Here is an 11,410-nt window from a genome sequence, read left to right on the forward strand (position 1 = left end):
GTCAGGCAGGGCCCCTTGTCATCGCCGAAGCGATGACAAGGGGCCCTGCCTGACGGTCAGCGGCCCTGGTTGGCGACCGCCGCTGCGGCCTCCTTGGCAGCGGCCGGGTCGAGGTACGTCCCGCCGAGGACCTGCGGGCGCAACTGCGGGTCCAGGTCGTAGCGCAGCGGGATGCCGGTCGGGATGTTCAGCTTGGCGATCGCCTCGTCGGAGATCTGGTCGAGGTGCTTGACCAGGGCGCGCAGCGAGTTGCCGTGCGCGGCCACCAGCACCGTCCGGCCCGCCAGGATGTCCGGCACGATCGAGTCGTACCAGTACGGCAGCATCCGCTCGACGACGTCCTTGAGGCACTCGGTGCGCGGCATCAGCTCGGTGGGCAGCAGCGCGTACCGGGGGTCGCCGACCTGCGACCACTCGTCGTCGTCGGCGATCGGCGGCGGCGGGGTGTCGTACGACCGGCGCCAGAGCATGAACTGCTCCTCGCCGTACTCGTCCAGCGTCTGCTTCTTGTTCTTGCCCTGCAATGCGCCGTAGTGGCGCTCGTTGAGCCGCCACGACCGGCGCACCGCGATCCAGTGCCGGTCGGCGGCGTTCAGCGCCAGCTCGGCGGTGCGGATCGCCCGGCGCATCACACTGGTGTGCACCACGTCCGGCAGCAGGCCGTGCTCGTGCATCAGCTCACCGCCGCGGCGCGCCTCCGCCTCGCCCTTGGCGGTCAGGTCGACGTCCACCCAGCCGGTGAAGAGGTTCTTCGCGTTCCAGTCGCTCTCGCCGTGCCGCAGCAGGACCAGCGTCCCGACGGTGGGCCCTTCGCTCGCAGTCATGCCGATCATCCTGCCGCACGCCGCCAACGGACACGCGGGGACCTGCGGTGACGACCACCACGTGGAAAAGCCGATGACCGACCTGCGACGCCGCGACTAGGGTGTAAGGCGTTATAGATATATCGGTCATTACCGAAGCGGGGGCGCGAGCGTGCGGACGATGCGGGGCTGGTTGCGGGACACCACTGGCGGGCTGCCGAGGACCTTCTGGTACCTGTGGGCCGGCACCCTGATCAACCGCCTCGGCTCGTTCATCCTGGTCTTCCTGGCCATCTACCTCACCCAGGAGCGCGGCTTCAACGAACTGGCGGCCGGCCTGGTGCTCAGCCTCTGGGGCGTCGGCGGCGCGGTCGGGACTACGCTGGGCGGGATGCTCGCCGACCGGTGGGGCCGGCGGCCGACGCTGCTCACCTCCCACCTCGGCGCGGCGGTCATGATGCTCACCCTCGGCTTCGCTCAGGAACTCTGGGCAGTGGCCGGCGGCGCGCTGCTGCTCGGCTTGTTCGCCGAGGCGGCCCGGCCGGCGTTCGGCGCCATGATGATCGACGTGGTGCCGGAGCAGGACCGGCTGCGCGCGTTCTCGCTCAACTACTGGGCGATCAACCTCGGCTTCGCCTGCGCTGCCGTCCTCGCCGGCCTGGCCGCCGAGGCCAGCTACCTCCTGCTGTTCGTGATCGACGCCGCGACCACCCTGGCCACCGCCGCAATCATCTTCGTGAAGGTGGCCGAATCCCGCGTTCCGGTCCGCGCCAGCAGAATCTCCGCCGGCGCCGCCCGCCCCCGGGGGGCGCTGCGCGTCATCCTCGGCGACCGGGTCTACCTGGGCTTCGTGGCGCTCAACCTGCTCGGCGCGGTGGTCTTCCTCCAGCACATCTCGATGCTGCCGATCGCCATGGCCGACGACGGCCTGAGCCCGTCCACGTACGGCATGGTGATCGCGCTCAACGGGGTGCTCATCGTGGCCGGGCAGCTCTTCGTCCCCCGGCTGATCCGTGGGCGCAGCCGCTCGCACGTGCTCGCCCTGGCCGCCGTGGTGATGGGGGTCGGCTTCGGGCTGACCGCGTTCGCCGACGCCGCCTGGCTCTACGGCCTGACCGTGCTCATCTGGACCATCGGCGAGATGCTCAACTCGCCGTCGAACTCCACCCTGGTCGCCGAACTCTCCCCCGCCGACCTGCGCGGCCGGTACCAGGGCGTGCTCTCGCTGTCCTGGCAGGTCGCCGGGGCCACCGCGCCGATCTTCGGCGGCCTCGTGCGGCAACAGGCCGGCAACGCGGCGCTCTGGCTGGGCTGCGCGGCGATCGGCGTCGTGATGGCGGTCGCCCATCTGGTTTCCGGGCCGGCCCGGGAGCGGCGGGCCGCCGCGCTGCGCCCACCGACCGAACCGGCCAAGCCGGCCGAGCCCCTCACCGCCGTCCAGTCAGCGGTGCCGCAGGCGGCCGAGGCCGCAGTCGCCGCACCCGCGATCGCGGGACACGCCCCGGAGCCCACCCCGGCGCGGTGACCGGACGCCCGCCAGCCTCGGCTTGCCAGGTGACCGGTCCCGGCGGGCCTGCCGCCCGCACCTTCGAATCTTGGACAGTTGACGTAAGCCAGGAACGGCAGGTGTCCACGTTCGGGGCGTACCGGCCGAATCGCCGAGCCAGCAACGCGGGGGAGACGGAACAACGCAAAGCGCCCACCTCGACCTGTTGGTCGTGATGGGCGCCCGCGTCGTGCCGGCGGCGGCGGGCGACACTCACCCCCGTAAGCGTCGCCCGCTCGCGCCGCCGGTTCCAACGGGCGGCACCGTCCCCCAACGGCGGGATCCACCCGTTCCTGCGCCTGCGCTCGTGCACGGATCTGAACGATCCACCGCTCCCCCGAACGGTTCCGAGCGTGGCGCGTGCAATAAAGCTAGTTCGCCCTGATTGCGGATTCAACTCGGATCGGCTGTCTCGCCGGTCACAGCACCACCATCCGAAGCAGCGTTTCCGCTCTCCAGACCCCTGTGTCAGCCAACCGGGACTACCCGTGGGCCCTTCCCGCAAACACCCTAGGCGTCCTCACGATCGGGTGACTCCGTACGGAAGAAGTTGCTCTGCCGGCCGTCGCGCAACTGCTCCTGATAGATCAGGTTGAGCCCGCGGCCGTCGAAGGTCCGGAACCACTCGTCCCAGGTGATCTCGCGTACCCGGCTGCTCTCCCGGTACCCCGGCAGGTTGAACGTCAGCACGCCCGCCCGGCCTTCTCGCTCGGTGCCGGCGATCGTGGCCGGCCGGGCGTTGCGCTCCCGCGCCCACCGCCGGATCACGTCGTGGTTCGTGGTGACCAGGCTGCGTCCGGGACGCTCCGGCCGATCCTGCAGCGAGGTGATCGGCTGCGAGGACCGCGCCGACCGGGACGACGACCGCCCGGTCCGGATGGCCGACCGCTGGATCGCGCCCTGGCGGGCCTGCGCCGGTGCGCCCGCCCGCTGGGCGGGACCCGCCTGCCCCGCCGGGGAGGTAGCCGCCTGGCGGGCGCGGACCCCCGTCGCCCGCCGGGTCGGGGCGGCCTTCGCCCGTGCCGGGGAGGGGGCGGCCTTGGCGCGTGCCGACGTCGCCTTCGCCGGGGAGGGGGCCGCCTTGGCGCGTGCCGACGTCGCCTTCGCCGGGGAGGGGGCCGCCTTGCGCGTACCCCCGGAGGCCCTGCTCGCGGCCGTGGCCTTAGTGCCGCTGGCCCGGCCCGCAGGCCCGGTGCCGCGCCGCGCCGCGCCACGGCCCTCGGCGCGCAGGGTGCGGGCCAGGGTTTTCACCAGCTCCGGCTTACGCAGCGCGGAGATCCCGGCGACGCCCCGACGGCGCAGTTGGCCGCGGATGTCGTCCACCCGCATCCGGGAGATCTCCGACTCGGAGATGGTCGGGGTGTTCGGGTTCTGGTTGCCCGTCTGCCGTTTCGTCCTGGTCGCAGTCCCGCCGCGACCTGAGCTGTTCCGCTGAGCCATGGGATGCTCACGCTCCTTGACAGTCCGTCCTCGGCGCGCGGTGGGCCCTATGCCGCACCCGCGCGGTGCGGCATACCCGTCCGGACGGCTCCGAACCTCCCGCCGCGGCCTTCGAGTCAGGACGGCTCCGAACCTCCCGCCGCGGCCTTCGAGGCCGGCGACGGCTCGAAGAGGTGCGCGAACGCCGCCAGGTTGGCCGTCGACTCGCCGCGCTTCACCCGCCACTCCCACTCCCGCCGGATGGCGGTACCGAAGCCGATCTCCAGCATGGTGTCGAACGACTCGTCGGCGTACGTCAGCACGCTGCCCAGCAGCCGGTCCAGCTCGTCCTCGTCGACCCCGGCCAGGTTGACCCGGCCGGTCAGGTAGACGTCGCCGGCCGCGTCGATGGAGAAGGACACCCCGTACATCCGGGCGTTGCGCTGCAGCAGCCAGGCCCACAGCTCCTCGCGCCGTTCGTCCGGCTGGCGCATCACGAACGCCTCGATCCGCAGCGCGTGCTCGCCCACGACGAGGTTGCAGATCGTCTTGAGCTTGTGGGTGCCGGGCAGGGTGACCGCGTACGATGCCTCGCCCGTGGACTCCACCGTCAGCTCCCGCTCGGCGCAGACCGACTCGATCAGGGCGGCGACTTCGCTCCTCGCGCTCATCCGCCCCACTCTACGGCCGCCGCCCGGCTGCCGTGGACGTGGTGAGAGGGGTGCCCCTCTCTACCGCAGGCGTTAACAGGGGGCCCTTCCTTGCGTCACCAGACGCAGGAAAGCGCCGGGTCCCCCGCGAGCTGGCTGGCGAGCCGCCCCCGGTGCTCGGCGATCGTCTCGCTGTAGACGGCGAGCAGGTTGCCGACCGTTCGGTCCCAGGAGAAGTTGCGGGCGTGCCGCTCGGCACCCCGCCCCAGGGCGGCCCGCCGCGCCCGGTCCGGCAGCAGCCGCGCCAGCGTACGGGCCCAGTCGACCGGGTCGTGGCCGTCGATGAGCACTCCGCTGACCTGGTCGCGCACGGCGGTCACCAGGCCCCCCACGGCGGCGGCCAGCACAGGCGTGCCACACGCCTGCGCCTCCAGGGCGACCAGCCCGAACGACTCGTTGTGCGAGGGCACGGCGACCAGGTCGGCGGCCCGGTACACGGCCGGCAGGTCGTCGCCGGTGCACGGCGGCAGGAAACGCACTCGGTCGGCGATCCCGAGCGAGGCGGCCAGCTCGATCAGGGCGGTGGGCCGGTCCAGCCCGCTGCCGCTGGGGCCGCCGACGATCACCACGGTCAGCTCGTCGGCGAGCCGGGGGTCCCGTTCCCGCAGCGCGGCGGCGGCGCGGATCAGCACGTCGGGAGCCTTCAGCGGCTGGATCCGGCCGACGAAGGCGACCACGTACCCCTCGGTGGGCAGGCCGAGCCGGCAACGGGCGGCGACCATGGCCGCGTGCCGGTTCCCGGCGGCGGGCCGGAACCGGTCCAGGTCGACGCCGGGCTCGACCACTGCGACCCGGGCCGGGTCGGCGTCGTACCGGTCGAGGAGGTCACGGGCCTCCACCTTGGTGTTCGCGACCAGCCGGTCGGCCTCGACGACCACCTGCTCCTCGCCGATGACCCGGGCCTTCGGCTCGGGCCGGTCCCCGGCGGCGAGCCGGGCGTTCTTGACCTTGGCCAGGGTGTGCGCGGTGTGCACCAGCGGCACCCCCCAGCGCTCCCTGGCCAGCCAGCCGACCTGGCCGGAGAGCCAGTAGTGCGAGTGGATGAGGTCGTAGTGGCCGGGCGGACGCGCCGCCTCGGCGCGCAGCACCCCCGCCGTGAACGCGCAGAGCTGACCGGGCAGTTCCTCCTTGGTCAGCCCCTCCAGCGGGCCGGCGGTGACGTGCCGGACGTGCACGCCCGGGGACATCTCGACCACCGACGGCAGATCGCCCGAGGTGGCCCGGGTGAAGATCTCCACCTCGACGTCGGCCTCGGCCAGCCGGCGCGCGACCTCCAGGATGTAGACGTTCATCCCACCCGCGTCACCCGTGCCGGGCTGGTGCAGGGGTGAGGTGTGCACCGACAGGGTGGCGATGCGCCGGGGGCGCGGCCGCGGCCGGTCACCTCGCTGACGACCGACGCCGGTGTGCTGTTCCGCCACGTCCGCTCCCTCTGTCACGGTTGATGCCGTCCCGCACGACCGGCGCTCCTCGGTCAACCCGCGCGCCGCGTGACATCTTCCCCATCGGGTACCGGAAATGCGTACCGGCGGCCCCCGAGGGTGACGGACCTCATCGACGCCGGGCGCAACCGGACGTGACGGACCTCATCGGGGCGACCGCCCGGCCGGCGACGCGCGCCCGTTCCGGCGGGGTGAGAATGACCCGATGAGCTCTGTCGCGATCATCACCGGGGCGTCCAGCGGGATCGGCGCGGCCACGGCCCGCCGGCTGGCCGCCGAGGGGTTCCACGTGCTCGCCGCCGCGCGGCGCACCGACCGGCTGGCCGCGCTCGTCGCGGAGATCGAGGCGGCCGGCGGGTCCGCCACCGCCGTCGAGTGCGACGTCACGTCCGCGGAGTCGGTGGCGGGCCTCGCCGGGGCCGCCGCAGCGTCCCCCGGCCCGGTCACCCTGCTGGTCAACAACGCCGGCGGCGCGCGCGGGCTCGACCCGGTGGAGTCCGGGTCGGTGGGCGACTGGCAGTGGATGTACGACGTCAACGTGCTCGGCACCCTGCGCGTCACCCAGGCGTTGCTGCCCGCGTTGGAAGCGTCCGGCGCCGGCACGATCGTCATCGTCTCCTCGACCGCCGGCCACGTCGTCTACGAGGGCGGGGGCGGCTACAGCGCCGCGAAGCACGCGCAGACGGCGATCGCCGGCACGCTGCGCCTGGAGCTGTGCGGCCGGCCGGTCCGGGTGATCGAGATCGACCCGGGGATGGTGAAGACCGACGAGTTCGCGCTGGTCCGCTTCGGCGGCGACACCGGCCGGGCCGAAACCGTCTATGCCGGGGTGACCGAGCCGCTGGTCGCCGAGGACATCGCCGACTGCATCGCCTGGTGCGCGACCCGCCCGCACCACGTCAACGTCGACCGGCTGGTGGTCCGCCCGTTGGCCCAGGCCGCGCAGCACAAGGTGCACCGGTCGAGCTGATGAGGCCCCGGTCGCGGCGGGACGGCGGGCAGCCGAGGCGGGCCCGGGGCCACCGGCGTCCGGCGCGCGGGCGCTGGCGGCGATGAGGCCGCAGGGCGTCGTCACCCGGGGGACGACGAACCCGAACCGGCTGCGCCGGGTGGACAACTGGATCGTGGAGACCTGCGGCGGCCGGCTGCGAGACGCGGCGGACCCGCTGGTGGTCGACCTCGGCTACGGTGCCACCCCGGTCACCGCCGTGGAGCTGCGCGCCCGGCTGGCCGCCGGGGTCCGCGCCGACGTGCGGGTGGTCGGGCTGGAGATCGATCCGGTACGCGTCGCCGCCGCACAGCCCGCCGCCGACCCGCCCCGACTCACCTTCGCCCGGGGCGGGTTCGAGCTGGCCGGGCTGCGGCCGGCCCTGGTTCGGGCGTGCAACGTGCTCCGTCAGTACGACGAGGCCGAGGTCGCCGCCGCCTGGCGCACGATCACCGACCGGCTGGCCCCGGGCGGGCTGCTGGTGGAGGGCACCTGCGACGAGTTGGGCCGGCTCGGCGGTTGGCTGCTGATCGACTCCGACGGCCCCAGCACGCTCACCCTGGCCGCGAAGCTCGGCACGCTGGGCAGCCCCGCCGAGCTGGCCGAGCGGCTGCCGAAGGCGCTGATCCACCGCAACGTGCCGGGCGAGCGGATCCACGACCTGCTCCGCGACCTCGACGACGCGTGGCGCTCCGCTGCCGCGTACGCGCCCTTCGGGCCCCGCCAGCGGTGGCTGCGGGCGGTGGCGGCGGTCCGCGATGCCGGCTGGCCGGTCCTGGACGGCCCCCGCCGCTGGCGGCACGGCGAACTCACGGTCGGCTGGCCCGCCATCGCCCCCGCCTGAGCCGGGGCCTGAGCAGCGGCAGCGGCAGGGGCGGCCGGCTCAGCGGGCCGTTCCGTCTGCCGGGTCGGGGCGGCCGGCGGCGGGTTCGGAGACGTGGGCGGTGACGATACGCCAGCCGGCGGGCAGGCGTACCCAGGTCTGGGTCTGCCGGCCCCTGGCGGCGGTGCCGGCGTACGTGAAGCGGGTGGTGACCACCGCGAGGTCGGCGCCGAAGGTGGTGATCACCGTGTCGACGAGGCGGCGACCGGGCGGCAGTGGCGGCTGAACAGCCCGCCACGCACGCTGCGCGCCGAGCCCGTACTGGTGGTCGTCGATGCCGAACCGCACGGTCCGGTCGGAGTCCCAGAAGTATCCGCAGATCAGGTCGGCGTCGCCGTCGACCAGCGCCTGTTCGTAGCCGGCGAAGGCCGCCGCCACCTCGGCGACCACGTCGGTCCGATCGATCTCCACGCGAGCATCCTCTCCGCACGACGGGCCGGGGCGTACGCGGGCCCGGTCGGGCGGCCGGTGCCGCCACCCGACCGGGCCGGCGGGTTCAGCCGCTCACCGCGCGCTCCCGCTGCCCGCCTTCGGCCGGGCCCACCGGGCCGACCGGCTCGGCGACCGCGGCCGGCTCCGCCGGGGAGGTCACGGTGGCTGGCTCCGCCGGGGAGGTCACGGTGGCTGGCTCCGCCAGGGTGGCCCCGCCGTGCAGGCGGTCCAGTTCGGTCTCCTCAGGCTCGGGGACCCGGGGCGCGACCCGGCCCAACGCGAAGACCCCGCAGATCGCCGCGATGAGGAGGTAGCCGAGCGAGACTGGGCCGTTCGCGTTCCACTCGATCCTCTCGCCGTGGATCAGCCCGACGAACGAGAGCACCGCGCCGGACCCGGCGAAGATCGCCGCCCGGACGAACCGCTTGTCGATGATGAAGACCACCACCGCGCCGAGCACCAGGCCGGCGAGGATCGCGCCCTGGCCGAGCACGAGCAGGCCATCGTAGACCACGCCCGCACCGGCCAGCGCCTCGTCGCCCACCTCGGCGGCCGTGGTGCCGGCCGCAGCCAGGGTGTTGTCGATCTGGCTGGTGGCCCAGGCCGCGATGTTCGGGATCAGCGCGGCGACCACGGCGGCGGCGTGCGCCCGGGGCGTCGCCTGGAACGCCTGGGCGCCGATCAGCAGCCCGATGTAGAGCAGGATCGGCACGATGGCCGCCGTCGGGAAGACGGTCGCGAGCAGCCCGAACATGCCGAGGAAGCAGAGGATCGCGATCACGATGCCGGTCGCCATCGAGTAGCCGCTCCGACCGCCCGCCGCCTTCCAGCCCGGGTGCCCGACGTAGACGGCGGGCGGGAACGGCGAGCCGAGGGCCGCGCCGATCACCGCACCCGCGCCGTCGGCGAGCAGGACGCTGCGCAGGTTGTAGTTGTCCCCAGCGGTCGCCGCGCTCTCCACGTTGGACATGCCCTCGGTGAAGTTGTAGACCCCCAGCGGGATCGCCGTCGCCAGCAACGGCGCCATGTCGGCCAGGCCGGTGAAGAGCAGGTCGAGCTTGAACGAGGGTACGGCGAACGCGATGTCCCGGGCGGCGGCCGTGACGTCCGGCACCGACATCGCGCCACCGGCCCAGCCGAGCGCCGTGCCGACCAGCAGCGCGGCGAGCCCGATCGGGAAGTTGAACGGCAGCTTGACGTCTGTGAGCAGGCCGATCAGCAGCAACGCGAAGACGGGCAGCGCGATCCAGGCCATCTGCCACATCTGCCCGGCCGGGTTCATCGAGATGAAGGTGACGGAGATCCCGGCGAGGGTGCCCAGCAGCGCGGCCCGGGGTGCGTACCGGCGGATGTACGGACCGACGAACGCGCCGATCAGCACGATCACGCCGATGATGAAGGCCCACGCCAGCCCCGCCTCCCACGCCCGCACCGGATCCTGCGTGCGCAGGTAGATCGGGAGCATGATGACGAAGATGACGATGAACATGTGCGGCACGCTCGGCCCGTACGGCAGGGCGGTCACGTCGGAGCGGTTCTCCCGCCGGGCCAGGCGGCGCGCCAGGTAGGTGTAGTAGATGTTCCCGGCGACCAGCGCGATGCCGAGCGCCGGCAGGATCGTGCCGAACACCTCCCGGTCGGAAAGCTTCACCACGGCCAGGCAGAGCCCGGTCAGGGTGAGCACGTTGACCAGGACGTTGACGCCGAAACCGAAGAACGCGTTGGTGTCGCCGCGCACCCAGAACGGGAGCGGGGCGACGGAGGGCTTGGTGGGGACCATGGCTGCTCCCGATTCAGGAGGAGGGTTGCGACACGGTGGCGCTGGGCAGCGCGGCGAGCACCTCGGTGGAGTCGACGACCCACCCGAGGATCCCGCCCTGGGCGGCGATCATGTCGAGCCCGACCCGCTGGAACTCGGGGAAGTAGGACCCGACGCAGTCGGCGAGTACGAGGCACTCGTACCCGCGGTCGTTGGCCTCCCGAACGGTGGTGTGCACGCACACCTCGGTGGTGACGCCGGTGACCAGGAGGCTGCGGATTCCCCGCTGGGCGAGCAGGGCGTCCAGCCCGGTGGCGTAGAAGGCGCCCTTGCCGGGCTTGTCGACGACCGGCTCGCCGGGCAGCGGCGCGAGTTCGTCGATGATGTCGTGGCCGTATTCGCCCCGGACGAGGATGCGGCCCTTGGGGCCGGGGTCGCCGATCCGCTTGCTCGGCGCGCCCCGGTGGAGCTTTGCCGGCGGGCAGTCCGAGAGGTCGGGCAGGTGCCCCTCGCGGGTGTGCACGACGGTCAGGCCCACGGCACGGGCGCCGGCCAGCAGCGCCGCGAGGGGCGCGATGGTGCGGCGCAGTTGGCCGACGTCGTTGCCCAGGCTCTCGCCGAACCCGCCGGGCTCCAGGAAGTCGCGCTGCATGTCGATGACGAGCAGCGCCGTGGTCGCGATGTCGAAGGAGTACGGGAAGGGCCGCGCGGCGGCAACGGTCAGCATGGCGCACCTCACCTCGCCGTGGCGGCGATGACGTCGTCGGATGTGGCGACGCAGCCGAACACGCCGCCCTGCATGGTCACCATGTGCAGCGCCGCGTCGTGGTTGCCCTTGTCGGTGGCGCCGGTGCAGTCGGAGAGGATCAGGCACTCGTACCCCCGGTCGTTCGCCTCGCGCATGGTGGTGTGCACGCAGACGTCGGTGGTGATGCCGGTGAGGATGAGGTGGGTGATGCCCCGGGTCCGCAGCACCAGGTCGAGGTTGGTGGCGTAGAAGGCGCCCTTGCCGGGCTTGTCGACGATCACCTCGCCGGGTGCCGGGGCGACCTCGGGCACGATCTCCCAGCCCGGTTCGCCCCTGACCAGGATCCGGCCGCACGGGCCGGCGCCGCCGATCTCGGCACCGATCCGCGCCGAGCGCCAGCGCTTGTTCGCCGGCAGGTCGGACAGGTCGGGGTCGTGCCCCTCGCGGGTGTGCACGACGAGCATCCCGAGCGACCGGGCGTGTGCCAGCAGCCGGGCGGTGGCCGGCAGGCCGGACCGGGTGAGGCTGAGGTCGTAGCCCATCGCGTCGACGTAGCCGCCCGGCCCGCAGAAGTCGGTCTGCCAGTCGATGCAGAGCAGCGCGGTGCGCGTGGTGTCGGCCGCGCCGTCGTACGGCCACGGGTAGGGATTTGCGGTTACCGGCCCGATCCTTGCCATCCT

Annotated in this window: 11 protein-coding genes; 3 read left to right on the forward strand and 8 right to left on the reverse strand. The window is 73.2% G+C overall.

Features of this window, described 5'->3' with window-relative positions; genetic code table 11:
- Positions 1–56: 56 nt before the first annotated feature.
- A complete protein-coding gene (locus tag MCAG_RS11745; RefSeq protein WP_007073189.1) occupies positions 57–824 on the reverse strand; it encodes a phosphoglyceromutase in 768 nt (255 codons plus the stop codon).
- Between the two features lie 160 nt (positions 825–984).
- On the opposite strand from MCAG_RS11745, the gene MCAG_RS11750 reads away from it, so the two are divergent.
- Positions 985–2,328 (forward strand): MFS transporter, encoded by a 1,344-nt coding sequence (locus tag MCAG_RS11750; protein ID WP_304412190.1) that lies wholly within the window; start codon positions 985–987, stop codon positions 2,326–2,328.
- A 531-nt stretch (positions 2,329–2,859) separates the two neighbouring features.
- Here the strand turns inward: MCAG_RS11750 and MCAG_RS11755 are convergent.
- The 3 genes from MCAG_RS11755 to mshA all read right to left on the reverse strand — a co-directional run bounded on the left by MCAG_RS11755 (position 2,860) and on the right by mshA (position 5,899).
- Positions 2,860–3,789 (reverse strand): hypothetical protein, encoded by a 930-nt coding sequence (locus MCAG_RS11755; protein ID WP_007073191.1) that lies wholly within the window; start codon positions 3,787–3,789, stop codon positions 2,860–2,862.
- 116 nt (positions 3,790–3,905) lie between these two features.
- Entirely contained in the window at positions 3,906–4,439 is a 534-nt protein-coding gene (locus MCAG_RS11760; RefSeq protein ID WP_036373157.1) for a YbjN domain-containing protein, read from the reverse strand.
- 95 nt (positions 4,440–4,534) lie between these two features.
- Positions 4,535–5,899 carry a D-inositol-3-phosphate glycosyltransferase gene (gene mshA / locus MCAG_RS11765; protein ID WP_036373158.1) on the reverse strand — a complete coding sequence of 455 codons (1,365 nt, stop codon included), beginning with the start codon at positions 5,897–5,899 and terminating at the stop codon, positions 4,535–4,537.
- A gap of 226 nt (positions 5,900–6,125) precedes the next feature.
- On the opposite strand from mshA, the gene MCAG_RS11770 reads away from it, so the two are divergent.
- Together MCAG_RS11770 and MCAG_RS11775 are read left to right on the forward strand one after the other, a co-directional pair.
- Positions 6,126–6,890: an SDR family NAD(P)-dependent oxidoreductase gene (locus MCAG_RS11770; protein ID WP_007073194.1), complete on the forward strand. Its 765-nt coding sequence runs from the start codon at positions 6,126–6,128 to the stop codon at positions 6,888–6,890.
- An 82-nt stretch (positions 6,891–6,972) separates the two neighbouring features.
- A complete protein-coding gene (locus MCAG_RS11775) occupies positions 6,973–7,752 on the forward strand; it encodes a hypothetical protein (RefSeq protein WP_036373160.1) in 780 nt (259 codons plus the stop codon).
- 39 nt (positions 7,753–7,791) lie between these two features.
- On the opposite strand, the gene hpxZ is transcribed toward MCAG_RS11775, so the two are convergent.
- The 4 genes from hpxZ to MCAG_RS11795 form a co-directional block, all read right to left on the reverse strand.
- Positions 7,792–8,202: an oxalurate catabolism protein HpxZ gene (gene hpxZ / locus MCAG_RS11780; RefSeq protein WP_007073196.1), complete on the reverse strand. Its 411-nt coding sequence runs from the start codon at positions 8,200–8,202 to the stop codon at positions 7,792–7,794.
- A gap of 85 nt (positions 8,203–8,287) precedes the next feature.
- The gene (locus tag MCAG_RS11785; RefSeq protein ID WP_007073197.1) at positions 8,288–10,003 is read right to left on the reverse strand and encodes a hypothetical protein; all 1,716 of its coding nucleotides are present in this window, start codon (positions 10,001–10,003) and stop codon (positions 8,288–8,290) included.
- 13 nt (positions 10,004–10,016) lie between these two features.
- Positions 10,017–10,709, reverse strand: coding sequence for a cysteine hydrolase family protein (locus tag MCAG_RS11790; RefSeq protein ID WP_036373162.1), 693 nt, complete (start codon positions 10,707–10,709; stop codon positions 10,017–10,019).
- Positions 10,710–10,717: 8 nt separating this feature from the next.
- Positions 10,718–11,407 carry a cysteine hydrolase family protein gene (locus tag MCAG_RS11795; RefSeq protein WP_036373164.1) on the reverse strand — a complete coding sequence of 230 codons (690 nt, stop codon included), beginning with the start codon at positions 11,405–11,407 and terminating at the stop codon, positions 10,718–10,720.
- Positions 11,408–11,410: the final 3 nt, after the last annotated feature.

The sequence above is a fragment of the Micromonospora sp. ATCC 39149 genome (assembly GCF_000158815.1).
GTDB lineage: Bacteria > Actinomycetota > Actinomycetes > Mycobacteriales > Micromonosporaceae > Micromonospora.